The organism is Streptomyces sp. BV286 (assembly GCF_019090165.1).
Classification (GTDB): Bacteria; Actinomycetota; Actinomycetes; order Streptomycetales; family Streptomycetaceae; genus Streptomyces.
Genome location: NZ_JAHRIB010000147.1, coordinates 29,172 through 51,613, shown reverse-complemented (window position 1 = coordinate 51,613; position 22,442 = coordinate 29,172). Strand labels below are relative to the sequence as shown.

Below are 22,442 nucleotides of genomic sequence, written 5' to 3'. Positions count from 1 at the left end.
CGGGCTGCTCCCCCGACGCTCGTCCCCCGAAACCTGGGCCCCGGCCCTCGGATCCTGACGATGAGGACCCGGACCGCCCCGAAGAGGCGACGGCCGTGCCCAACCCTACCGGCCCAGATATACGGAGGTCAGTGCTCAGGTGACTCAACTGGTGCCGAAGTGACCAGTTCTGTCAGGACGCCATGACAATCCTTGGGGTGCAGAAAGGTGATCCTGGAGCCCATCGAACCCCTGCGCGGCTCGTCGTACAGCACCCGTACGCCCTTTTCCCGGATGTCGGCCGCGTCGGCGTCGACGTCCGCCGTACCGAAAGCGATGTGATGCACGCCCTCACCGTTCTTGGCCAGCCACTTCCCGACGGCGGAGTCCTCGCGGGTGGGCTCCAGGAGCTGGAGGTAGGAGGCGCCGCCGTCGGACGTCTCGTTGATCTTGAGCATGGCCTCGCGTACGCCCTGCTCCTCGTTGACCTCGGTGTGGAACACCTCGAAGCCGTAGGTGGCCCGGTAGAACTCGACGGTTGCGTCGAGGTCGGAACAGGCGATCCCGATGTGGTCGATTCGCGTCAGCATGGTGTCAGTGCAGCGCTCCGGGGACGGTTACGCAACGTGCGCGCGATCACACTTCGCGCCGGATGACGGGTGGCGTACCGCTCAGTACATTCTGAGTAAACCCTCGTTCACTCCTCAGCTGTGCAAGCTGGAAGGGGATCGCTCCTCATGTCCGGAACGAACAGCACGACCTCCGTCATCGTCGCGGGTGCCCGCACCCCGATGGGACGGCTGCTCGGCTCTCTGAAGTCCTTCTCGGGAGCCGACCTCGGTGGATTCGCGATCAAGGCCGCCCTCGACCGTGCGGGAATCAGTGGCGACCAGGTGCAGTACGTGATCATGGGCCAGGTGCTCCAGGCCGGGGCGGGTCAGATCCCGGCGCGCCAGGCCGCGGTCAAGGCGGGCATCCCGATGAGCGTGCCCGCGCTCACGATCAACAAGGTGTGTCTCTCTGGCCTCGACGCGATCGCGCTCGCCGACCAGCTCATCCGCGCGGGTGAGTTCGACGTCGTGGTCGCCGGCGGGCAGGAGTCCATGACCAACGCCCCCCACCTGCTGCCGAAGTCCCGCGAGGGCTTCAAGTACGGCGCGATCGAGATGCTCGACGCGATGGCGTACGACGGGCTGACCGACGCGTTCGAGAACATCGCCATGGGCGAGTCGACCGAGAAGCACAACACGCGCCTCGGGATCCTGCGGCCCGAGCAGGACGAGCTCTCCGCCCTCTCGCACCAGCGGGCCGCCGCCGCGCAGAAGAACGGCGTCTTCGAGGCGGAGATCACACCGGTCGACGTCCCGCAGCGCAAGGGCGACCCCGTCGTCTTCAGCCAGGACGAGGGCATCCGCGGGGAGACGACCGCCGAGTCGCTCGGCAGGCTGCGGCCCGCCTTCGCGAAGGACGGGACGATCACCGCCGGCTCGGCCTCGCAGATCTCCGACGGGGCGGCCGCCGTGGTCGTCATGAGCAAGGCCAAGGCTCAGGAACTCGGCCTCGAGTGGATCGCGGAGATCGGCGCCCACGGGAACGTCGCCGGACCTGACAACTCCCTGCAGTCGCAGCCGTCGAACGCGATCGAGCACGCGCTGAAGAAGGAGGGCCTGAGCGTCGGGGATCTTGATCTGATCGAGATCAACGAGGCCTTCGCCGCCGTCGCGGTCCAGTCAATGAAGGATCTCGGGGTGTCCACGGAAAAGGTGAACGTCAACGGCGGCGCCATCGCCCTCGGCCACCCGATCGGCATGTCCGGCGCCCGGCTCGTCCTGCACCTCGCCCTGGAGCTGCAGCGGCGCGGCGGTGGCGTGGGCGCGGCGGCGCTGTGCGGTGGCGGCGGGCAGGGTGACGCGCTGATCGTGCGGGTACCCAAGGGCTGACACGCGTTCCCTGAGCGCCTGTGCCGACCCCGGTGACCCGGTGACCGGACGACCCCGTGACCGAGTGACCGAGTACCGAGTGAACGGAGCTGTGATGCAGGACGTCGCCTCGCTGGTGGCCGCGGCCAGGGAAGGCAGGCCACGGGCCGTGGCCCGGCTGATCTCCCTGGTGGAGGGGGCGTCCCCGCAGCTGCGTGAGGTCATGGCCGCGCTGGCCCCGCTCACGGGCAACGCGTACGTCGTCGGCCTCACGGGATCGCCCGGTGTCGGCAAGTCGACGTCCACCTCGGCCCTCGTGAGCGCCTACCGGCGGCAGGGAAAGCGGGTCGGCGTCCTCGCCGTCGACCCGTCGTCGCCGTTCTCCGGCGGGGCGCTGCTCGGCGACCGTGTGCGGATGTCCGACCACGCGTCCGACCCGGGCGTCTACATCCGCTCGATGGCCACGCGCGGGCACCTCGGCGGCCTCGCGTGGGCCGCGCCCCAGGCCATCCGGGTGCTGGACGCGGCCGGGTGCGACGTGGTGCTCGTCGAGACCGTGGGCGTCGGCCAGTCGGAGGTCGAGATCGCCGCGCAGGCCGACACCTGCGTGGTGCTGCTCGCGCCCGGGATGGGCGACGGGATCCAGGCGGCCAAGGCCGGAATCCTGGAGATCGGGGACGTGTACGTGGTCAACAAGGCCGACCGGGACGGGGCCGACGCGACCGCCCGCGAGCTGAACCACATGCTGGGGCTCGGCGAGTCCCGTGGGCCGGGGGACTGGCGGCCGCCCATCGTGAAGACCGTGGCCGCGCGCGGAGAGGGCATCGACGAGGTCGTCGAGGCACTGGAGAAGCACCGGGCGTGGATGGAGGAGCGGGGAGTGCTCGCGCAGCGGCGGCTGGCGAGGGCCTCGGGCGAGGTCGAGGCCATCGCGGTCACCGCGCTCCGGGAGCGCATCGGGGACCTGCACGGGGACCGTCGGCTGAGTGCCCTCGCCGAGCGGATCGTCGCCGGCGAGCTGGACCCCTACCGGGCGGCGGACTCCCTGGTGGAGGGCCTGACGGAAGGCTGAGCCCAGCGTCTGGCCGCTCTCTGTCGCGCCCCCGCCGCCGTCACCCGTACCCGTCACTCACCCGACGGCCCGGCCCTCCAACTGCCGCTCCGCGGACGCAGGGCAGACCTGCTTCCCGGCCCGTGCGGCCTGGTCGGCCGCACGGGCCGCTGGTACCTTGATCCGCGTGTTCCTCCTCTTGGCATAGGGCCCGCCCCGGCCCGCGGCCGGCAGCGCAGCAGGCGCGACCGCCGCGGCCCACAGGCGTCCCCGTAGCCAGGGCGCCCGTCGAGGCGCCCCCTTCCTGAGGAACTCTTCGCATGTCTGCGTCTTCCGCGCGGCCTTCGTACGCCGCGGTCCTGCGCATGCCCCACGCCACCCGCACCTTCACCGCGGCCCTCGCCGGCCGTCTGTCGTACGGAATGGTCTCGCTGGCCGTGCTGCTGGCGGTGAGCCGCGCGACCGGCTCGTTCGCCGCGGCCGGTGTCGTCGTGGCGCTCTTCGGCGCAGCGAGCGTGTTCCTGTCGCCCCTGCGGGCGGCCCTGGTCGACCGGTACGGTCCCCGCCGCGCCCTGCTGCCGATGGCCACGCTGTACGCGGGCCTGCTGTGCGTGCTGGCGGAGGTGAGCCGGCACCCGGGCGTGCCGGTACCGGTGCTCGCGGCGGTGGGCGTCGCCGCGGGAGCCTGCGCCCCGCCGCTCGGTGCCGCCATGCGGGCCGTCTGGAGCGAGCTCGTCACGGACCGGCGGCTGCTGCAGCGCGCGTACAGCCTGGACGGGGTCGCCGAGGAACTGCTGTTCGTCTCGGGCCCCCTGCTCGTGGGGCTGCTCGTGGGGTTCGCGTCCCCGGCCCTCGCGGTCGTCGTCAGCGCGCTGCTGATGGGGCTCGGCACCCTCGCGTTCGTCGTGTCCCCCGCGGTGAAGGGCCTCACCGTGAGCGCCGTACGCACCGGCCGGCGGACGCGTCCCGGGCGCGGGCTCGTACTGCCGGTCGTCGTCGCCGCGGGCGTGGGGCTCTCGCTCGGCGCCGTCGACCTGCTGGTGCTGGCCTTCGCCGAGCAGCGGGGCCATGGCGACGGCACCGTGGCGTGGATCTTCGCCGCGCTGTCGGCGGGCAGCGCCGTGGGCGGGCTGCTGTACGGCGCCGTCGAGTGGCGCACCGGAGCCCGGCGGCGGCTGCCGGTGCTGACGGCGGGCCTCGGTCTCGCCCTGGCCGTCGCCGGGCTCGCCCCGGGCCTCGTGGCGCTCACCGGCGCCGTCGTGTGCGCCGGGTTCTTCGTCGCCCCGGCGCTGACCACCGCTTACCTCGTGGCCGACGAGTCCGCCGCGCCGGGCGCCCGCGTCCGGGCCGGCGCCTGGGTCAACACCGCGGTGAACGCGGGCATTTCGGCGGGTGCGGCAGCCGGTGGGCTGCTGGTGGACCGGGTGCCCCCGGAGGCGGGGTTCGCCCTGGCCGGCGGGGCGGCGCTGCTCGTGGCAGCCGCCGTCGGCATCGGAGCCGTGCGGCCCCACGCGCTGCCGCAGGAGCAGGAGCAGGAGCAGGAGCAGGAGCAGGAGCAGGGGCAGGGGCAGGGGCAGGAAGGAGAGCTGGAGCGCGAGCGGGTGGCCGGCCCCGTGGAACAGGCTCCCGAACGCCGGTAAGGGCACCCGGAACCGGGTGCCCTTACCTGAGGGGGGAGGGGAGGGAACGTCAGTCGTTCGAGCGGTCCGCCGTGATCTTGCCGGAGTCGGGGGCGACCCTCCAGTCGCTGCCGGTGCCGTTCGCGGAGGTGGTGTCGACCTCCCAGGCCTTGTCCCTGCTCTCCTCGTCGAGGTCGACGGAGGTGACCGTGCCCTTGGCGGCGCCGGCCTCCGCGGCCTCGGCGGCCGTCACGGAGCTGCCCTTCAGCGCGGCACGGATCTGCGCGGTCTCGGCGGCGTCGTCACCGTCGTCGTCCCGGTCGGTGTGGGAGCCCACGACCTTGCCGGTGGCGGGGTCGATCTGGACGCTGTGCCAGGCACCGCCGTTGGTGAGGATGTCGACGTCCCACACGTGCTTGGTGCCCTCGTCGTCCAGGTCGGCCGAAACCGCCGTACCCTTCGTGTCCTTCAGCGCCGCCTTGATCGCGTCGGCGGCCGTGACCTGCGCGGCCTTGGCGTCGCCGGCGTTCTCGGCCCGGTCCTCGGCGTCCTCGCCGTTGTCCTTCGCGGCCTTGTCCTCCGCCGCGTCGGCCTTGTCCTCGGCCCTGTCGTCCGGGTCGTTGTCGTCCGCGTCGTCCGTGTTGGCGTCGTCGTCACGGCCGGTGTCGTCGTTCGACGCCTGCACGGTGGACTTCTTCGCCGGCGCCTCCTCGTCACCCGAGACCGCGATGGCGGTCGCGGTGCCGCCGCCGATCAGGGCCGCTGCCGCGATGGTGGCGATGACGATGTTGCGCTTCATGGGATTCCTCCTGAATGCGACTGGTTGCAACCAGTAACGGATGGTGTCGCCGGTTGCAGCTGGCTTGTGTGCCTCTCTGCTGTCGACAGGAACCAATCTGGACGACCGACGCTGAAGCGGACCTGAAGCCCCCTGAAGGTGTCTTCAGGTTCGGTTTGCCAAGCTGGGCACATGCGCCTGTTGATCGTGGAAGATGAGAAGCGGCTCGCGGTGTCGCTGGCCAAGGGGCTGACGGCCGAGGGCTATGCCGTGGACGTCGCCCACGACGGCCTGGAGGGCCTGCACCGGGCGAGCGAGGGGTCGTACGACCTCGTGATCCTCGACATCATGCTCCCCGGCATGAACGGCTACCGGGTGTGCGGCGCCCTGCGCGCCGCAGGACACGACGTGCCGATCCTGATGCTCACCGCCAAGGACGGCGAGTACGACGAGGCCGAGGGACTCGACACGGGCGCCGACGACTATCTGACCAAGCCGTTCTCGTACGTCGTCCTCGTCGCCCGGGTGAAGGCGCTGCTGCGCAGGCGCGGCCCGTCGGGCGGTGCCTCGCCCGTGCACGAGGTCGGGAACCTGAGGGTCGACACCGCCGCCCGGCGCGTGTTCCTCGCGGACGACGAGATCACCCTGACCACCAAGGAGTTCTCCGTGCTGGAGCAGCTCGTCGTGCGGCCCGGGGACGTCGTGTCGAAGGCCGACATCCTGGAGCACGTCTGGGACTTCGCGTACGACGGGGACCCGAACATCGTCGAGGTCTACATCAGCACCCTGCGCCGCAAGCTGGGCCCCGCGCTCATCAAGACCGTACGCGGGGCCGGATACAGACTGGAGGCACGGACATGAGGCGCCGCATGAGGTCGGTACGGGCCCGGGCCACGCTCGCCGCGACCCTCGTCGTCGCCGTGGCCCTGGTCGCCGCGGGCGCCGCCGTGCTGCTCGCGCTGCGGTCCAGCCTCATCGACCAGGCGGACACCGAGGCCGACTCGGTGGCCCGCAACGCCGCCTCGGCGCTGTCGAACGGGTTCGCGTACAACGACCTCGACCTGCCGGACGGCGACGAGAACCCCGTCGAGGTACTGGACCGGAAGGGCAGGCCCGTCGCCGTCGGCGAGGACGTCGAGGGCATGAGCCTGAGTGCCAGCGCCTCGGACCGGCTGAACTCCGTCGCCAACGACGACGCCGGTGACACGGACGAAGGGGTGGCGGACGAGGAGGACCCCCTCGGCGCCGGCGACATCGCCGACGAGACCTGGTACGGCGAGGGCACCGCGACCGTCGAGGGGGAGAAGGACGACTACCGGTTCGCCGGGGTCGACGTGGTCACCAAGGGCGGTGTCCCGCTCACCGTCTACGCGGGCGCTCCGCTCTCCGGCGAGAAGGACGCCGTCGGCACGGCGCTGACGGCCATGCTGATCGGCCTGCCCCTGCTGCTGGTGACGGTCGGTGGGATGACCTACCTCGTCACCAGGCGGGCCCTGCGCCCCGTCGAGGGCATCCGTGCCGAGATGGCCGCCATCACGGCCTCCGAGGACCTCTCGCGGCGCGTCCCCGAGCCCGCCACCCACGACGAGATCGCCCGCCTCGCCCGGACGACGAACGAGACGCTCGCGGCCCTGGAGACCTCGGTGGAGCGCCAGCGCGCGTTCGTCGCCGACGCCTCGCACGAGCTGCGCAGCCCCATCGCATCGCTGCGCACCCAGCTCGAAGTGGGCGCCGCGCACCCGGAGTTGCTCGACGTCGAGGGCGCCGTCGAGGACACCGTACGACTCCAGCGGCTCGCCGCCGACCTGCTGCTGCTCGCCCGGCTCGACGCGGGGGAGCGGCCGGCGGACGCGCGCTTCGACCTGGCGGAGCTCGTCGGCGAGGAGACGGCGCAGCGGAGCGGGGACCGGATCGCCGCGTCCGTGACCGCGGAGCCGGTCGAGGTGGCCGGATCCCGCAGGCAGCTGGCGAGGGTGCTGGGCAACCTGCTGGACAACGCGCAGCGACACACGCGGTCGTCGGTCGCCGTGACCGTGCGGCGCGCGGGCAAGCAGGCGGTCGTCGAGGTCGGCGACGACGGAGCGGGGGTGCCCCCCGCCGAGCGCGAGCGGATCTTCGAGCGGTTCGTACGGCTCGACGAGGCGCGGACCCGGGACGAGGGCGGAGCCGGTCTGGGCCTCGCCATCGCCCGTGACGTGGCCGTACGGCACGGTGGATCTCTCACCGTCCGGGAGACGCCGACAGGCGGAGCCCTGTTCGAACTCCGCCTGCCTGCCGTCTAGATCCCGCCCGGACCTTGTAGGTCACGGACGTCCGCGCTGGCCCCGCAGTTGCTCCGCGATCGGGGTCAGGGACTTGTGGAGCTCCTCCAGCGCCTCGGGCGACAGGAGGTCGATGAAGTGCCGCCGCACGGACCCCACATGGTGGGGGGCGACCTTCTGCATGGTCTCCATGCCGTGGTCCGTGAGCACCGCGTACAGGCCACGGCGGTCGGACTCGCAGTTCTCGCGCCGGACCAGGTCCGCGTTCTCCATGCGGGTGATCTGGTGCGAGAGGCGGCTCTTGGACTGGAGGGTGGCGGACGCGAGGTCGCTCATCCGCATCCGGACGCCCTCCGACTCGGAGAGGTTCACCAGGATCTCGTAGTCGTTCATCGTCAGGCCGTACGGCTGGAGGTCCCTTTCGAGCTGATACGTCAACAGCCTGTTGACCTCCAGGTGGGTGCGCCAGGCGCACTGCTCCGCATCGGTCAGCCAGCGGGTGGCCGTCTCGGTCTCCATGAATGAAGTCTACCTAAAATGTTGAAAGGCGAACTAGTGAGGGTGGCGTGACGACGCGCACACGTTCGACGTCACACTCCGCAGACTACCGCTCACAGCCCGAAGCGACGCTGGAGGTCCCCCAGCTGTCCGGGAAGGCGCGGTGTACCGGCCTGCTGTCCCTGGCGGCCGGGTACCCCGCCGCCGCCCGGTACTCCCGGTTCGTTCGGGACCGTGCCCGCCGCCTGCTCGGCCATCAGCACCTCACTGGACTGCAGGAGCACCGTGCCGGCGCCCACGAACTCGAACTGGTGCTCCTCGCCGGAGGCTCCGCCCAGGCCCGTAAGCGCACGTAGGCCGCCCATCAAGCCCGTCATGTACCCGTGGTCGTAGTGGTGGCACGGCGAGGGGCAGTCCGCCCAGCCGACCAGGGCCTGCGGATCGACCCGGATCGGAGGTTCCATGAACACCACGGGGCCGTTCGAGGCGGCGACGAACTTGCCCGTCCCGATCAGTGTCAGAAAGCCCGGCACGATCGACTGCTTGAGGGCGAGACTTGGCTGAAAAGCGAGGAGATTGCCCGAGCGAATGGTCAGGTTCCCCTCCTCCAGGTCGAACGAGTTCACGTCGAAGGCCCGGTCGGCGAGGAGCATCTTGCCCGAACCGGAGGCCACGACCCAGTCGCTCGCGTGCAACGGCGAATGGAAACTCGTCCGCACCAGCCGGTCGAGACGACCGTGCCCGACGCCGTTGAACTCCATCGAGCCGTAGTAGGCGATCATCTTGCCCTTCTGCAGGAACCACTCGGTCCCCTTGAGCTCCACGCAGAAGGTGTACGCGTTCACGTTGTCGTCGACCGGCAGGGTCGACGGGTCGTGGATGACGGGGCCCGCGCCCGGGTGGGTGGTCACAGCTTCTCCTCCGACGCCTGCACGTAGACCGCGCCACTGCCGCTCAGCTCCAGCTGGAAGGCCTCGCCCGAACCGCGGCCCACCAGGTCGCGCAGGCCCAGCGCGCTGGACAGCTTGTTGCGTACGTCGCCGTGGTGGGCCACGTACGCCTGCGGGTCGACATGGACCGGGCGCTGCGGGCCGATCGGCACCTCGATGACTCCACCGTGCGCCATGACCGCCACCGCGCCGTGGCCCTTGAGGGTCGTGGTGAACAGCCCCTGACCCGTCACCTGGCCGCGCACCATGCCCATGACCCCGCCCTGCGAGCCCATGAACATCGTGCCCTGGTCCAGCGTCCCGTCGAAGGCGAGCAGCCGGTCCGCCTCCACGTAGAGGGTCTCGCCGGTGAGGTTGATCACCTGGATGTGGTGGCCGCCGTGTCCGAACAGGACCGTGCCGGAACCTTCGACGGACATCAGCGGAGTCGCCTCGTCGGCCACCCGGCGCCCGATCATCGACATCACCCCGCCCCGGCCGCCCTGCATGTTCGGGGTGAAGGACACCTCGCCCCGGTAGGCGAGCATGGCGCCGCGCTGGCTGAACAGCCGCTGCCCCGGCGTCACCGTGGCCTCGATCATCTTCGAGTTGATCTCACGGAAGGGCATGTCACACATCTCCCGCGATCGAGTTGCGCTCACTGGGCTGGACGTAGACGACACCGTCGCCCTCGAAGCGGATCTGGAAGGCCTCGCCGCCGCCCTCGCCCAGGAACGTGCGGAACGTCACGCCGGACTGGAAGGACTGCCGCAGGTTGCCCTGATGGGCGATGTACGCGCCCGGGTCGACCGTGAGGGGGTACTGCGAGCTGACCCGCAGCACCACCGCCGGCCCGTCCGACGTGATCGCCGCCTGGCCGTGGCCCTCGATCGTCGTCGTGAAGAGACCGTTGCCCTGGGACGCGCCCCTGAGGCCGGTGAAGGACGTGCCCGTGCGCAGCCCCGAGTCGGTCGCGAGCAGATTGCTCGACTCGACGAAGAGCTTGTCGCCCCGGAGGTCCACGAGGTTGATCTCGCTCGCCCGGTCGGCGAACCAGCAGGTCCCCTGCCCCTTCACCTCCATGAGGGTCATCTGCTCACCGGTGATCCGGCGCGTCACCATGCCGCGGACGCCCTCGCCGCCGCCGCTGAGCTTCTTGAAGGCCATCTGACCGTCGTACGCCACCATGGAGCCGTTCTTCGCCTTCACGGCGTCGCCGGTCATGTCGACGGCCAGCACCTTGCTGCCTTGGAGTCGGAACATCGCCACGGTCCGACGGTAGCCGTCGGCCGGGGCCACCGACAGATCCTTCGGGATGATCCGACCCCGAGAAGGACCCCGAGGACGCCCCGGGACCCCGTGCCCGGGCGGCCGGAAGCCGGATGCTTCAATGGAAATGCTTGTGCGCACGTTCACAAACCCGTGCCCGCACGGCAAAATCTCTCTTCCGCCCCACCGGCCCGGCTCTGTGGCCCTCTCCTCACGAAGGTGACTCGTGGACATCAAGACCGCCTCGGCCCTCCGCCGACTCCGCCTGGTCTCGGCCCCGGAGGCCGTCTCGTTCCTGCTGCTGCTCGTCTGCTCGGTGCTGAAGCGGACGACGGACTTCAACGCGGTACCGGTGATGGGCATGGTCCACGGTGTCCTCTTCGTCCTGTACGTGATCTTCTGGGCCGACGCCTGGAACCGCGCCAAGTGGGACCTGAAGACCGCGGCCCTGTACTTCGTCCTCTCCGTGCTGCCGGCCGGCGGGTTCTTCGCCGAGCGCAAGCTCAAGCGTGAGGCCGAGAACGCGGTCATCGCGTCCCGCGCCCGCAACGAGGGGATCGTCAGCGCATGATCGTCGCCTTCTCCGTGACGCCCCTCGGTGTCGGTGAGGACGTGGGGGAGTACGTGGCCGATGCCGTGCGTGTCGTGCGGGAGTCCGGGCTGCCGAACCGCACCGACGCCATGTTCACGTCCATCGAGGGCGAGTGGGACGAGGTCATGGACGTCGTCGGGCGGGCCGTGGCCGCGGTGGAGGCGCGGGCCCCCCGGGTCTCCCTCGTCCTGAAGGCCGACATCCGCCCCGGTGTGACCGACGGACTCACGTCCAAGGTGGAGACGGTGGAGCGCCACCTGTCCGCCTGACCGGCGGGGCCGACAGCCTTTCCTTCCCGGCCCTGCCCCTTCCTCGGCCCTGCCCCTTCCTCGGCCCTGCCCCTTCCTCGGCCCACCTCTTCCGAGGGCCGGGGGCGGAGGACCGGGCCCCCGGGCCCCCGCGGCCGTGCGCATGCTGCGGGCCGGCTGGGGCCTGAGCGCGCAGTTCCCCGCGCCTCTGAAGGGGCGCGTCCGACGGAGTGCGGGAAGCGCCACCCCGTCCCTCCCGCGGGCGTGCCCGAGCGCACCCGACCGCCGAACCCGACCGCCGACCCCCACCCGCCTGGACCCCCTCCGTTCGACACGCCGACCGAAAGCCACTTTTGTGTGGGTATCGGCTCGTTCGATCACTGGAGGGCGCTGTGCGGCCGGAGGGCTACGACTACGACACCCACAGCCGACTTGCCGGACCGCTCACGGAGCCGTCCGGCACGGCGTACCGGGTGCAGTACACCAAGCTCCTGTCGCGCGAGCCCCACCGAATACGAGCCGTCCTGCTCATGACGCTCGCCCCGGTGCTCACGGGACTGCTCCTCGTCTACCTGGTGTGGCCCACGCACTGGGTGGCCCGCGAGGGCGGCGCCCGCTGGCTGGTCGGCCTCGACATCACGATGCTCGTGGCGATCGGCCTGATCGAGCTGTTCATGGTCGTCAACGTGGCGTCCATCGCCCACGCGACGATGGTCGCCCGGGACCCGGTCCCCGTCACCCCCGAGACCGGCACCCGCGTCGCCTTCCTGACCACGTACGTCCCCGGCAAGGAACCGCTCTCCATGGTCCGCGCCACCCTCGAGGGCGCCGGCCGCGTGACCCACCCGGGCCGCCTGGACGTGTGGCTCCTCGACGAGGGGAACGACGCCCAGGCCAGGGCCCTGTGCGAAGAGCTCGGCGTACGCCACTTCACCCGCCACGGCGTCCCCGAGTGGAACAGGACCAAGGGCGTCCACAAGGCCCGTACCAAACACGGCAACTACAACGCGTGGATCGCCATGCACGGCGGCGAGTACGAGTACTTCGCCTCCGTCGACACGGACCACGTCCCGCTGCCGGACTTCCTGGAACGGATGATGGGCTACTTCCGCGACCCGGACGTCGCCTTCGTCGTCGGCCCGCAGGTGTACGGCAACTACACCACTCCCGTCACCAAGGCGGCCGAGTCCCAGCAGTTCCTCTTCCACGCCCTGATCCAGCGCGCCGGCAACCGCTATCGCGCGCCCATGTTCGTCGGCACCAACAACGTCGTACGGATCGCGGCCGTGCGGCAGATCGGCGGCCTGTACGACTCCATCACCGAGGACATGGCCACCGGTTTCGAACTGCACCGGCACAAGAACCCGAGGACCGGTCACCACTGGCAGTCCGTCTACACCCCCGACGTGCTCGCCGTCGGTGAAGGGCCCGCCTCCTGGACCGACTTCTTCACCCAGCAGATGCGCTGGTCGCGCGGCACCTACGAGACGCTGTTCAAGCAGTACTGGAAGGCGCCCTTCACCATGCCGCCCGGCAGGCTCTTCTCGTACACGCTGATGCTCGTCTACTACCCGATGACGGCCGTCAACTGGCTGCTGGGCATCCTGAGCTGCGTGCTGTTCCTGTGCTTCGGCGCGTCCGGCACGCAGGTCGCCGCCTCCATGTGGCTGATGCTCTACAGCGACGCCGCCGCCCTGCAGATCGGCCTCTACCTGTGGAACCGGCGGCACAACGTCTCCCCGCACGAACCGGAGGGCTCCGGCGGCCTCGCCGGCATGGCGATGTCGGCCCTCTCCGCGCCGATCTACCTCAAGTCCCTGGGCGCGGCCCTGATCCGCCGCCCCAGCCGCTTCGTCGTCACCCCGAAGGGCGGCGACACCAGCCCCGACCGCCTGCTGACCTTCCGCATCCACCTCTTCTGGGCGGCGGTCCTGACAGCCTCACTGACCGCCTCGTTCGTGCTCGGGCACACCCACGCGGCCATGCGCACCTGGGCGGTCCTCGCGCTCGGCATCTCCCTCGCCCCGGTGGCCGTGTGGGCCGCCACGCGGGCCAGGGAACGCAGGGCCGAACGGCGCCACGCGCCCGCCGTCCGGATCCCCGAGGGCGAGCCCGCCCCGGCGCTCGCGGGCAGCGCCGGCGGCGCGGTCGCCGGCGGGACGGTCTCCAGCAGTACGACAGGAGGTAACTAGGCCATGGCCTACCGGCCCTCGAAGAAGACCCAGAAGCGGCTGCTCGGCGTCGGCGGCATCGCGCTGCTCGCCGGACTCAACGCCCCCGCCGCCATCGGCTTCGCCTCGGAGCAGTACTACGAGTACAAGATCGCCCAGCCCGGCTACCAGGCGAAGTTCGGTTCCTGGAAGAAACTGGACATCCCCGAGGAGTTCCGCACCAACGCCATCCACGCGGCACTCCTGCACACCGGCAAGGTGCTGATCGTCGCGGGCTCCGGCAACGAGCAGAAGAAGTTCGACAAGGGCTCCTTCGACACCGTCCTGTGGGACCCGACGACCGACACCTTCAAGAAGATCCCCACCCCGGACGACTTCTTCTGCGCCGGACACGCCCAACTGCCCAGCGGCCGCATGCTCGTGGCCGGCGGCACGGCCCGCTACGAACTCCTCGACGGCGAGGTCGACCGGGCCGGCGGCGGCATGCGCGTGAAGAACGAGAACCCGGACAGGCCGATCGCCCTCAAGAAGGGCACCCGCTTCCGCTCGCCCGCCGGCGTCGAGTACGTCAGCAGGTTCGACGTCACCGTCCCCAAGGCCAAGCGGACCCAGGAGATCACCTACAACAGGGCCGGTGTCATGCAGCCCTGGAAGACGAAGGTCACCGCGAGCGAGGCCCGGGTCTTCGTCGAGGCCACCGAGGACGGCCCGGCCGCGGTCACGGACAAGCAGGCCCAGTACGAGATCCTCGGCCTCAAGGGCAAGGACGCCGACAACACGTACGGCATCTCCGAGAAGATCACCATGGAGAAGCAGGACTTCCAGGGGATCAAGGCCGCCTACGAGTTCGACCCGACGGCGGAGAAGTACGTCCCCGTCGAGCCCATGGACAAGGCCCGCTGGTATCCGACGCTCGTCGGGCTGGAGGACGGGCGGGTGCTCGCGGTCTCCGGACTCGACGACGTCGGCGTGATCGACCCCGGCGACAACGAGATCTACGACCCGAGGACCAAGAAGTGGACCCCGGGCCCCAAGCGCTACTTCCCCACCTATCCGGCCCTCTTCCTCACCAAGGGCGGCAAGCTCTTCTACCCGGCCTCGAACGCCGGTTACGGCCCCGCCGAGCTCGGCCGTGAACCGGGTCTGTGGGACCTGAAGACCAACACGTTCGAGAAGGTGCCCGGTCTGCGGGACCAGGACGAGACGGAGACGTCGGCGTCGCTGCTGCTGCCCCCCGCCCAGGACCAGAAGGTGATGATCCTCGGCGGCGGAGGTGTCGGCGAGTCCAAGAAGTCGACGTCGCGCACGGCCGTCGTCGACCTCAAGAAGGACAACCCCGTCTTCGAGGACGGCCCCGACCTGCCGCAGGGCACCCGCTACCTGAACAGCGTGATCATGCCGGACGACTCGGTGTTCACGTCGAACGGCGCCGAGGACTACCGCGGACGCAGCTCCAGCAACATCCTCAAGGCTCAGTTCTACGACCCGAAGTCCAACTCCTTCCGCACGGCCGCCTCGCCGAAGGTCGGCCGCAACTACCACTCCGAGGCGCTCCTGCTGCCCGACGGCCGGATCGCCACCTTCGGCTCCGACCCGCTCTTCGACGACCAGCAGAACACCAAGCTCGGCCACTTCGAGCAGCGCATGGAGATCTTCACGCCGCCCGCCCTGCACAAGAACGGCAAGAGCCGCCCCGTGCTCGGGGACGGCCCGCAGGAGGTGGACGGGGAGGGCCGCGCCACCTTCGCCACCCGCCACCCGGAGCGGGTCGTGAGCGCCCGCCTGATGCGGCCCAGCGCGGTCACGCACACGACGGACGTCGAGCAGCGGTCCATCGCGCTGGAGCTCACCAGGACCAAGGACTCGGTGACGGTGGACGTACCGAAGGACCGGACCCTGGTGCCGCCCGGCTGGTACATGCTGTTCGTGACGGACGGCGACGGAACGCCGTCCGAGGCGAAGTGGGTCCAGGTCAGGTGACGCGCGCAGCGGTGGCGGGCGGTGCGGCGGCGGGCGGTGCCGCCGGCTACCGCGCCGTGGAGTTGCGGGCCAGGCCCAGGGCGTAGTCCGCCCACCACTTCCCCGCCGCGGGGCCCCCGCGGCACTGCCCGTCGGACTCCCCGGGCCGCTTGATCCACAGGTACGCGTCGATGAGCGGGTCCCCGGTGTCCGTGGTGGGCGGGGTGCCGAGCGCCCGGCCCGGCGGGTTGCACCAGGCCTGGGAGGGGTCGCCGCCGAGCGGGCCGTTGCCGTTGCGGCTGGTGTCCACGACGAAGTGCTTGCCGCCGAGGGCCTCCGAGAGGCGGCGCCCGTACTGCCGGGTGGTCTCGTCCGTCTGGAAGTTGGAGACGTTGAGGGCGAAGCCGTCGGCGTGCGCGACGCCGGCCCGGCCGAGGGGCTCGACGAGCTTCTCCGAGTCCTGGATCCAGGCCGGGTTGCCCGCGTCCAGGTACACCCTCGTGCCCGGCTGCTGCTTCAGTCGCACGATCGCCTCGGAGAGCAACTGCTCGCGCTCGGCGTGGTACTCGCCCGGGGTGCAGCCGTCGACGATGTGGGCGACCGCGTCGGGCTCCAGCACGACCAGCGCGTCGCTGTCGCCGAGGGCCCCCGCGAACCGGTCGATCCAGTCCCGGTAGGCGTCGGCGTCGTACGCTCCGCCCGCCGAGTGCTGACCGCAGTCGCGGTGCGGGATGTCGTACGCGACGAACACGGCCGTACGTCCTTCCCCGGCCGCCGCCGCGGTCGCCTCCCTGATCCTCGGCTCGGGGCGGTCGGCGGGCGGCCACAGTGCGACGGGCCGGTCCGCGATGCGTCTGAGGAGCCGGGCGTCGTTCCCGCGCCCCTGCCGTTCCCACGCCCTGACCTGCCGGGCGGCCGGGCTCGCCGGGTCGATCCAGAAGGGGGAACCGGCGGCGGGGCTCGCCTGGGCGCGGGTCTCACGGGCGGCGGACGTCGTGCTGACCTCGGGCGGGGACGAGCAGCCCGTCGCGAGTCCGAGCACGGCGAGCGCCACGAGGGTACGGGTACGGGTCGGCCGGAACATCCTGCCCCCTTGGGCGAAGGTGACGGTCAGTGACGGTTTCCGGCCATCGTGACATAGCGGACCTATCGGTCATGGGTGCGACACCGTGAGCCGGCCGTTCCCCTGCCGGACCGTCAGGCTTCGCCGGAGGCCAGCGCGATGCCGAGCGGTGTCCGCTCGTACAGCACCTGGTGTCCGTACCGGTGCGCCACGAGCAGGCCCGCCTCGCGCAGCGTCGACAGGTGCGCGGAGACGGACGAGGGCGCGAGGCCGAGCCGGTGCGCGAGGGCCGTGGTGGCCGCCGGTTCGTCGAGCGCGGCCAGCACGGCGGCCCGGCCGCGGCCGAGGAGCCGTACGAGGGCCTCGGGCGTCCGGCCGGACGGCTCGGCCCACAGGCCGCCGATGCCCCGCGCGGGATAGACCAGGGTCGGCTGCCAGGGCGGGTCGAAGCCGCTCACCACGTCCGGCCAGGAGAACACGCTGGGCATCAGCACCAGTCCCTGACCGCCGAGTTCGCGTACGTGCTCCCCGCGCGAGTCGACCGTGAGCCGGCCCGCGTCCCAGGCGACCCGCCGGTCCAGCTCGGGCAGCAGTCCGGCGAGACCCACGGTGGCGAGGCGGCGCGAGTGGAAGGCGATGTCGGCCTCAAGGAGGGCACGCAGCCTCGGCCAGACGGGTTCGACGAGGGTGTGCCAGGCCTCCTCCATCGTGTCCGCCAACTCCTGTACCGCACGGGCCGGTTCGGCGAGCATCGCCCGGCCGGGCGGGGACTGTGTGGCACCCGGGGTGTCCGCCAGCGAGAGCGCCATCTCGGCGCGGGCGAGCTCCGGAGCGGTGCCCCGTACGGCGGCGATCTCCTCCTCGAACGTGGCCGCGGGTCCGATCGGAGGCGGCATCAGGCAGTCCGGACTGTTCCCGCGCTGCGGCATCAGCAGCCACAGGGGCTCCAGGTCCAGCGCGGCCGCCGTCGTGCGGATGCGGCGCAGCCACGCGGAGTGGTAGCCCTGCCGCTCCGGACGCCGCAGGGTGCGCACCGCCTCGTGGGTCTCCCACAGGGGGGACAGCGCGAAACGGCAGTTGAGGAGGTCGTCCTCACCGAAGTGGAGGTGGAACGGCATGCACGCCTCCCGACGGAAGATTCGTCTCCAGCCGAAACTCTATGGCTCCCACCGCGTACGCGTGACGCTGCGACGCATGCCAGAAGAGACACAGACCGTGACGACGGCGCCCGAGCGGTCCGCCGACGCACGCGGCGGGTACCGCCCCGTCTTCGCCGTCGCAGAGTTCCGCGCCGTGTTCGCCGCGCACGCGCTGTCCCTGCTGGGGGTCGTCGTCAGCGAGATCGCGCTCACCGTGCTCGTGTACGAACTCACGGGGTCACCGCTGCTCAGCGCACTGGCCTTCGCGGTGGGCTTCCTGCCGTACCTCGTGGGCGGGACGCTGCTGTCCGGAGTGGCCGACCGGTTCCCGGCCCGGCGGGTGCTCGTCGCGTGCGACCTCGTGTGCGCCGGATGCGCGGCGCTGATGGCCCTGCCGGCCACCCCCGTCGCCGCGCTGCTCGGGCTACGGTGCGTCATCGCGGCCGTGTCGCCGGTCTTCAGCGGCACGCGGATGGCCACGCTCACCGAGATCCTCGGGGACGGCGACCTGTTCGTGCTCGGCCGCTCCCTGCTGCGGATCGTGTCGCAGAGTGCCGTGCTCGTGGGCTTCGGCGCGGGCGGGATCCTGCTGACCTTCGTGCCGCCGCGCGGGGCGCTCGGCATCACCCTGGGCACCTTCCTCGCCTCCGCGCTGCTCCTGCGGCTGGGCACCCGGCGCAGGCCCGCCCGGGCCGGGGGCGGACCGCTGATGCGCTACTCGCTCACCGGCACCCGGCAGGTCCTCGGCGACCGCCGGATCCGGGCGCTGCTGCTCCTGCTGTGGGTGCCGCCGATGTTCGTCGTCGCGCCGGAGGCCCTCGCCGCCGCGTACGCGGACGAGATCGGGGCCGGTACGGCCTGGGTGGGGCTGCTGATGTGCGCGATGCCGGTCGGGACGATCGCGGGGGAGCTGTACGCGGGCGCCGCCCTGTCGCCGGCGGCCCGCTCCCGGATCGTGCTGCCCCTCGCGGGATGCGGTCTGCTGCCGCTCCTCGTCTATCCGCTCCACCCCGGCCTCGGCTGGATCCTGCCGGCGCTGGTGCTCGCCGGGTCGGCCGGCGCGTACACCCTGGGGCTCGACCGCTGGTTCGTGGACGCGGTGCCCGAGGAGCTGCGCGGGCGCGCGATGACCGTCCACACGGCCGGGCTGATGACCATCCAGGGTGTGGGCATGGCGCTGGCCGGGGCCGCCGCGGAGTTCTGGGCGGTCAGCACGGTCGTGGGCGGGGTCGGCGTGCTCGGGACGGTGTGCTGTCTGCTCCTGGTGGTGGAGGTGCGGCGCTCCGGAAGGGCTGTGAAAGGGGCGGGGGAAAGGGCGGGAAAGGAGTCGGGAATGGGGGCGGGTTCCGATACGCGAGACGGGGCTGACCACGATATGACCGGCCGGTAGGGTCTTTGCCGTGCCGAAGCCGCTCAGTCTTGCCTTCGATCCCATCGCCCGCGCCGACGAGCACTGGAAACAGCGCTGGGGATCCGTGCCGTCCATGGGCGCGATCACCTCGATCATGCGCGCGCACCAGATCCTCCTCGCCGAGGTCGACGCGGTCGTCAAGCCGTACGGGCTGACGTTCGCCCGGTACGAGGCCCTGGTGCTGCTCACCTTCTCCAAGGCCGGTGAGCTGCCGATGTCCAAGATCGGCGAGCGGCTGATGGTGCACCCGACGTCCGTGACGAACACCGTGGACCGGCTCGTGCTGTCGGGGCTGGTCGACAAGCGGCCCAACCCCAACGACGGACGCGGAACCCTCGCCTCGATCACCGAGAAGGGCCGTGAGGCCTGCGACGCGGCCACCCGGGACCTGATGGCGATGGACTTCGGGCTGGGTGTGTACGACGCCGAGGAGTGCCGGGAGATCTTCGCGATGCTGCGGCCGCTGAGGGTCGCCGCGCACGACTTCGACGAGGAATAGGGCCGCAGGGCGCACCCGGCCGTGCGCGGCCGCCCGGGCTCCGGGGGCGCCCGAAGATCGTGCGAAACCGGTGGTTACGCTCGTAGCCATGAAAAACAGCGTGCTGACCCGCTATCGCGTCATGGCCTACGTCACCGCCGTCTGGCTGCTGGTGTTCACCGTCGCCATCATCGCCAAGTACGCCTTCGAGACGGGTGACACGATGGTGATCTCGCAGATCCACGGCGTCCTGTTCATCATCTACGTCGTCTTCGCCTTCGACCTCGGCTCCAAGGCGAAGTGGCCGTTCGGCAAGCTGCTGTGGGTACTCGCCGCCGGCTGCATCCCGGTGGCCTCCTTCTTCGTCGAGCCGAAGATCACGCGTGAGGCCAAGCCGCTGATCACCGACGGCCCGGCGTCGGCCGTCGCCAAGGCGTAACGCGGAGGACCCGGCCGCCCGGCCCGAAAGCGCCGGGCGGTCTCCCATCGACATTTACTAGGACGTCCTAGTAAATTTGGGTGCATGGACGCTGACGCCATCGAGGAGGGCCGCCGACGCTGGCAGGCCCGGTACGACGCCTCACGCAAGCGCGAGGCCGACTTCACCACGCTCTCCGGGGACACCGTGGAGCCGGTGTACGGGCCGCGGCCCGGGGACGCGTACGAGGGTTTCGAGCGGATCGGCTGGCCCGGGGAGTACCCCTACACGCGGGGGCTCCACGCGACGGGCTACCGGGGGCGGACGTGGACCATCCGGCAGTTCGCCGGGTTCGGGAACGCCCAGCAGACCAACGAGCGCTACAAGACGATCCTCGCCAACGGCGGGGGCGGTCTCTCCGTCGCCTTCGACATGCCCACGCTCATGGGCCGCGACTCGGACGACCCGCGCTCGCTCGGCGAGGTCGGCCACTGCGGGGTCGCGATCGACTCCGCGGCCGACATGGAGGTCCTGTTCAAGGACATCCCGCTGGGTGACGTGACGACGTCGATGACGATCAGCGGGCCCGCGGTGCCGGTCTTCTGCATGTACCTGGTCGCCGCCGAGCGGCAGGGCGTGGACCCCGCGGTGCTGAACGGCACGCTCCAGACCGACATCTTCAAGGAGTACATCGCGCAGAAGGAGTGGCTCTTCCAGCCCGAGCCCCATCTGCGGCTCATCGGGGACCTGATGGAGCACTGCGCGGCGAAGATCCCCGCGTACAAACCGCTGTCGGTCTCCGGCTACCACATCCGCGAGGCGGGCTCGACGGCCGCGCAGGAACTGGCGTACACCCTCGCCGACGGCTTCGGGTACGTGGAGCTGGGGCTCTCGCGCGGGCTGGAGGTCGACGCCTTCGCGTCGGGCCTGAGCTTCTTCTTCGACGCGCATCTCGACTTCTTCGAGGAGATCGCCAAGTTCCGGGCGGCGCGGCGGATCTGGGCCCGCTGGATGCGGGACGTGTACGGGGCGCGGTCGGACAAGGCGCAGTGGCTGCGCTTCCACACACAGACGGCGGGCGTCTCGCTGACGGCCCAGCAGCCCTACAACAACGTCGTCCGTACGGCCGTCGAGGCGCTCGCCGCGGTGCTGGGCGGCACCAACTCCCTCCACACGAACGCGCTGGACGAGACGCTGGCGCTGCCGTCCGAGCAAGCCGCGGAGATCGCCCTGCGCACACAGCAGGTGCTGATGGAGGAGACCGGGGTCGCCAACGTGGCGGACCCGCTGGGCGGTTCCTGGTACGTGGAGCAGCTGACCGACCGGATCGAGGCCGACGCCGAGCGGATCTTCGAGCAGATCAGGGAGCGGGGTCTGCGGGCCCACCCCGACGGCCGGCACCCCATCGGGCCGATCACCTCCGGCATCCTGCGCGGGATCGAGGACGGGTGGTTCACCGGCGAGATCGCCGAGTCCGCCTTCCAGTACCAGCGGTCGCTGGAGAAGGGCGACAAGCGGGTCGTGGGGGTCAACGTCCACCACGGTTCGGTCACCGGCGACCTGGAGATCCTGCGGGTCAGCCACGAGGTGGAGCGGGACCAGGTACGGGAGCTGGGCGGGCGCCGGGCCGCCCGGGACGAGGCCGCCGTGCGGTCCTCGCTGGACGCCATGCTCGCCGCCGCGCGGGACGGGTCGAACATGATCGTGCCGATGCTGGAGGCGGTGCGGGCCGAGGCGACGCTCGGGGAGATCTGCGGCGTGCTGCGGGACGAGTGGGGGGTCTACACCGAGCCGCCGGGCTTCTGAGCGGGGATTCCGCTGCGGATCGTCAGGGACCGGCCGCCGCGCCCGCGAGCCCCAGCAGGAGGACGCGGGTGAAGTCGTGGACCCAGGCCGGGTCCACCGGCTCCGCGCTGACGAGGGTGCGGTGCACCACCGCACCGGCCACCATGTCGAAGACGAGGTCCGCCGTGCGGGCGGCGGCCGAGGGGTCCGGCTCCTGCGGAAGCTCGCCGCGGGCCTGGGCGCGGGACCGGCCCTCCACGACGAGCCGCTTCTGACGGTCGACGATCGAGGTGCGGATCCGCTCGCGCAGGGCGTCGTCACGGGTCGACTCGGCGACGACCGCCATCAGCCCGTTCCTCGCCTCGGGCATCGCCAGGATCGCCGCGAACTGGAGCACCACCCCTTCGATGTCCGCCGTGAGACTGCCCCGGTCGGGCAGCTCCAGCTCGTCGAAGAGCTCGGCCACCGCGTCGACCACGAGTTCGTTCTTGCCCGCCCAGCGCCGGTAGAGGGTCGTCTTCGCGACCCCCGCGCGCATCGCCACGTCCCCCAGGGTCAGCTTGGACCAGCCCAGTTCGACGAGGGCCGTCCGTGTCGCCGCCAGGATCGCCGCGTCGGCCTCGGCGCTGCGCGGGCGCCCGGTGCGGGGAGGGGGAGTGCTGCTCTGCATGGCGGCGACCATATCCGGACGTTCCGCAAAGGGGGATTGCGTGGAGAGGTGAGGGAGATCACCGGAACGGGGTTCCCCGGGCCACCCCGGCACAGTTACGCTACGACCCGTAGCGAAAGCACGGAACGGGAGCCGTCGACCCGGCTCGTACGTGAGCGACGACCACGCGGCGCCAGGTGGGGACCCGGCGCCAACCACACGTATC

At 71.1% G+C, this 22,442-nt stretch carries 22 protein-coding genes; 13 read left to right on the top strand and 9 right to left on the bottom strand.

Translation table 11 applies throughout. The features are described 5' to 3' along the window. Positions 1–128: 128 nt before the first annotated feature. The gene (mce, locus tag KUF83_RS23600) at positions 129–569 is read right to left on the bottom strand and encodes a methylmalonyl-CoA epimerase (protein WP_217456802.1); all 441 of its coding nucleotides are present in this window, start codon (positions 567–569) and stop codon (positions 129–131) included. Positions 570–716: 147 nt separating this feature from the next. On the opposite strand from mce, the gene KUF83_RS23595 reads away from it, so the two are divergent. The 3 genes from KUF83_RS23595 to KUF83_RS23585 all read left to right on the top strand — a co-directional run bounded on the left by KUF83_RS23595 (position 717) and on the right by KUF83_RS23585 (position 4,589). Further along, a complete protein-coding gene (locus KUF83_RS23595) occupies positions 717–1,919 on the top strand; it encodes an acetyl-CoA C-acetyltransferase (protein ID WP_217456801.1) in 1,203 nt (400 codons plus the stop codon). 94 nt (positions 1,920–2,013) lie between these two features. Continuing rightward, positions 2,014–2,970, top strand: coding sequence for a methylmalonyl Co-A mutase-associated GTPase MeaB (gene meaB, locus KUF83_RS23590; RefSeq protein WP_217456800.1), 957 nt, complete (start codon positions 2,014–2,016; stop codon positions 2,968–2,970). A gap of 299 nt (positions 2,971–3,269) precedes the next feature. Then, complete coding sequence (locus KUF83_RS23585; protein ID WP_217456799.1) at positions 3,270–4,589, top strand: MFS transporter; 1,320 nt, start codon at positions 3,270–3,272, stop codon at positions 4,587–4,589. A 49-nt stretch (positions 4,590–4,638) separates the two neighbouring features. Here the strand turns inward: KUF83_RS23585 and KUF83_RS23580 are convergent, their stop codons facing one another. Further along, positions 4,639–5,367, bottom strand: a complete 729-nt coding sequence (locus KUF83_RS23580) for a PepSY domain-containing protein (RefSeq protein WP_217456798.1) — start codon at positions 5,365–5,367, stop codon at positions 4,639–4,641. 171 nt (positions 5,368–5,538) lie between these two features. Here KUF83_RS23580 and KUF83_RS23575 point away from each other — a divergent pair, with 171 nt between their 5' ends. Beyond that, positions 5,539–6,207, top strand: a complete 669-nt coding sequence (locus KUF83_RS23575) for a response regulator transcription factor (RefSeq protein WP_217456797.1) — start codon at positions 5,539–5,541, stop codon at positions 6,205–6,207. Then, positions 6,204–7,628 carry a HAMP domain-containing sensor histidine kinase gene (locus KUF83_RS23570; RefSeq protein WP_217456796.1) on the top strand — a complete coding sequence of 475 codons (1,425 nt, stop codon included), beginning with the start codon at positions 6,204–6,206 and terminating at the stop codon, positions 7,626–7,628. Before KUF83_RS23575 ends, KUF83_RS23570 begins: the two co-directional genes overlap by 4 nt. 21 nt (positions 7,629–7,649) lie before the next feature. Here the strand turns inward: KUF83_RS23570 and KUF83_RS23565 are convergent, their stop codons facing one another. The 4 genes from KUF83_RS23565 to KUF83_RS23550 all read right to left on the bottom strand — a co-directional run bounded on the left by KUF83_RS23565 (position 7,650) and on the right by KUF83_RS23550 (position 10,297). Further along, positions 7,650–8,126: a MarR family winged helix-turn-helix transcriptional regulator gene (locus KUF83_RS23565; RefSeq protein ID WP_217456795.1), complete on the bottom strand. Its 477-nt coding sequence runs from the start codon at positions 8,124–8,126 to the stop codon at positions 7,650–7,652. Positions 8,127–8,218: 92 nt separating this feature from the next. After that, positions 8,219–9,016, bottom strand: coding sequence for an AIM24 family protein (locus KUF83_RS23560; protein WP_217456794.1), 798 nt, complete (start codon positions 9,014–9,016; stop codon positions 8,219–8,221). Continuing rightward, positions 9,013–9,663 carry an AIM24 family protein gene (locus KUF83_RS23555; protein ID WP_217456793.1) on the bottom strand — a complete coding sequence of 217 codons (651 nt, stop codon included), beginning with the start codon at positions 9,661–9,663 and terminating at the stop codon, positions 9,013–9,015. The genes KUF83_RS23560 and KUF83_RS23555 overlap by 4 nt, the downstream gene beginning before the upstream one ends. Before the next feature lies 1 nt (position 9,664). Further along, positions 9,665–10,297 carry an AIM24 family protein gene (locus tag KUF83_RS23550; protein WP_217456845.1) on the bottom strand — a complete coding sequence of 211 codons (633 nt, stop codon included), beginning with the start codon at positions 10,295–10,297 and terminating at the stop codon, positions 9,665–9,667. Between the two features lie 232 nt (positions 10,298–10,529). On the opposite strand from KUF83_RS23550, the gene KUF83_RS23545 reads away from it, so the two are divergent. From KUF83_RS23545 to KUF83_RS23530, 4 genes are all read left to right on the top strand, one after another. Continuing rightward, positions 10,530–10,874 (top strand): DUF3817 domain-containing protein, encoded by a 345-nt coding sequence (locus tag KUF83_RS23545; protein ID WP_217456792.1) that lies wholly within the window; start codon positions 10,530–10,532, stop codon positions 10,872–10,874. Then, entirely contained in the window at positions 10,871–11,164 is a 294-nt protein-coding gene (locus KUF83_RS23540; protein WP_217456791.1) for an MTH1187 family thiamine-binding protein, read from the top strand. The genes KUF83_RS23545 and KUF83_RS23540 overlap by 4 nt, the downstream gene beginning before the upstream one ends. Before the next feature lie 371 nt (positions 11,165–11,535). Next, positions 11,536–13,335, top strand: a complete 1,800-nt coding sequence (locus tag KUF83_RS23535; RefSeq protein WP_217456790.1) for a glycosyltransferase family 2 protein — start codon at positions 11,536–11,538, stop codon at positions 13,333–13,335. Positions 13,336–13,338: 3 nt separating this feature from the next. Then, complete coding sequence (locus KUF83_RS23530; protein WP_217456789.1) at positions 13,339–15,294, top strand: kelch motif-containing protein; 1,956 nt, start codon at positions 13,339–13,341, stop codon at positions 15,292–15,294. A gap of 46 nt (positions 15,295–15,340) precedes the next feature. Here the strand turns inward: KUF83_RS23530 and KUF83_RS23525 are convergent, their stop codons facing one another. Both KUF83_RS23525 and KUF83_RS23520 read right to left on the bottom strand, forming a co-directional pair. Continuing rightward, positions 15,341–16,357, bottom strand: coding sequence for a glycoside hydrolase family 6 protein (locus tag KUF83_RS23525; RefSeq protein ID WP_217456788.1), 1,017 nt, complete (start codon positions 16,355–16,357; stop codon positions 15,341–15,343). 113 nt (positions 16,358–16,470) lie between these two features. Further along, complete coding sequence (locus KUF83_RS23520; RefSeq protein ID WP_217456787.1) at positions 16,471–17,454, bottom strand: DUF5937 family protein; 984 nt, start codon at positions 17,452–17,454, stop codon at positions 16,471–16,473. Between the two features lie 76 nt (positions 17,455–17,530). Between KUF83_RS23520 and KUF83_RS23515 the strand changes: the two genes are divergently transcribed. The 4 genes from KUF83_RS23515 to KUF83_RS23500 all read left to right on the top strand — a co-directional run bounded on the left by KUF83_RS23515 (position 17,531) and on the right by KUF83_RS23500 (position 21,588). Beyond that, positions 17,531–18,865, top strand: a complete 1,335-nt coding sequence (locus KUF83_RS23515; RefSeq protein ID WP_217456786.1) for an MFS transporter — start codon at positions 17,531–17,533, stop codon at positions 18,863–18,865. Positions 18,866–18,875: 10 nt separating this feature from the next. Further along, a complete protein-coding gene (locus KUF83_RS23510; RefSeq protein WP_217456785.1) occupies positions 18,876–19,385 on the top strand; it encodes a MarR family winged helix-turn-helix transcriptional regulator in 510 nt (169 codons plus the stop codon). Between the two features lie 88 nt (positions 19,386–19,473). Beyond that, positions 19,474–19,803: a DUF3817 domain-containing protein gene (locus tag KUF83_RS23505; protein ID WP_217456784.1), complete on the top strand. Its 330-nt coding sequence runs from the start codon at positions 19,474–19,476 to the stop codon at positions 19,801–19,803. 84 nt (positions 19,804–19,887) lie between these two features. Then, complete coding sequence (locus KUF83_RS23500; protein ID WP_217456783.1) at positions 19,888–21,588, top strand: methylmalonyl-CoA mutase; 1,701 nt, start codon at positions 19,888–19,890, stop codon at positions 21,586–21,588. A 22-nt stretch (positions 21,589–21,610) separates the two neighbouring features. Here KUF83_RS23500 and KUF83_RS23495 read toward each other — a convergent pair whose 3' ends face one another. Continuing rightward, the gene (locus KUF83_RS23495) at positions 21,611–22,237 is read right to left on the bottom strand and encodes a TetR/AcrR family transcriptional regulator (protein WP_217456782.1); all 627 of its coding nucleotides are present in this window, start codon (positions 22,235–22,237) and stop codon (positions 21,611–21,613) included. Positions 22,238–22,442 lie beyond the last annotated feature (205 nt).

Bases quoted from the DNA above. Each gene is read 5' to 3' on its own strand.
- mce (WP_217456802.1), bottom strand. From the start codon at position 569: ATGCTGACGCGAATCGACCACATCGGGATCGCCTGTTCCGACCTCGAC.
- KUF83_RS23595 (WP_217456801.1), top strand. From the start codon at position 717: ATGTCCGGAACGAACAGCACGACCTCCGTCATCGTCGCGGGTGCCCGC.
- meaB (WP_217456800.1), top strand. From the start codon at position 2,014: ATGCAGGACGTCGCCTCGCTGGTGGCCGCGGCCAGGGAAGGCAGGCCA.
- KUF83_RS23585 (WP_217456799.1), top strand. From the start codon at position 3,270: ATGTCTGCGTCTTCCGCGCGGCCTTCGTACGCCGCGGTCCTGCGCATG.
- KUF83_RS23580 (WP_217456798.1), bottom strand. From the start codon at position 5,367: ATGAAGCGCAACATCGTCATCGCCACCATCGCGGCAGCGGCCCTGATC.
- KUF83_RS23575 (WP_217456797.1), top strand. From the start codon at position 5,539: ATGCGCCTGTTGATCGTGGAAGATGAGAAGCGGCTCGCGGTGTCGCTG.
- KUF83_RS23570 (WP_217456796.1), top strand. From the start codon at position 6,204: ATGAGGCGCCGCATGAGGTCGGTACGGGCCCGGGCCACGCTCGCCGCG.
- KUF83_RS23565 (WP_217456795.1), bottom strand. From the start codon at position 8,126: ATGGAGACCGAGACGGCCACCCGCTGGCTGACCGATGCGGAGCAGTGC.
- KUF83_RS23555 (WP_217456793.1), bottom strand. From the start codon at position 9,663: ATGCCCTTCCGTGAGATCAACTCGAAGATGATCGAGGCCACGGTGACG.
- KUF83_RS23550 (WP_217456845.1), bottom strand. From the start codon at position 10,297: ATGTTCCGACTCCAAGGCAGCAAGGTGCTGGCCGTCGACATGACCGGC.
- KUF83_RS23540 (WP_217456791.1), top strand. From the start codon at position 10,871: ATGATCGTCGCCTTCTCCGTGACGCCCCTCGGTGTCGGTGAGGACGTG.
- KUF83_RS23530 (WP_217456789.1), top strand. From the start codon at position 13,339: ATGGCCTACCGGCCCTCGAAGAAGACCCAGAAGCGGCTGCTCGGCGTC.
- KUF83_RS23525 (WP_217456788.1), bottom strand. From the start codon at position 16,357: ATGTTCCGGCCGACCCGTACCCGTACCCTCGTGGCGCTCGCCGTGCTC.
- KUF83_RS23520 (WP_217456787.1), bottom strand. From the start codon at position 17,454: ATGCCGTTCCACCTCCACTTCGGTGAGGACGACCTCCTCAACTGCCGT.
- KUF83_RS23515 (WP_217456786.1), top strand. From the start codon at position 17,531: ATGCCAGAAGAGACACAGACCGTGACGACGGCGCCCGAGCGGTCCGCC.
- KUF83_RS23505 (WP_217456784.1), top strand. From the start codon at position 19,474: ATGAAAAACAGCGTGCTGACCCGCTATCGCGTCATGGCCTACGTCACC.
- KUF83_RS23500 (WP_217456783.1), top strand. From the start codon at position 19,888: ATGGACGCTGACGCCATCGAGGAGGGCCGCCGACGCTGGCAGGCCCGG.
- KUF83_RS23495 (WP_217456782.1), bottom strand. From the start codon at position 22,237: ATGCAGAGCAGCACTCCCCCTCCCCGCACCGGGCGCCCGCGCAGCGCC.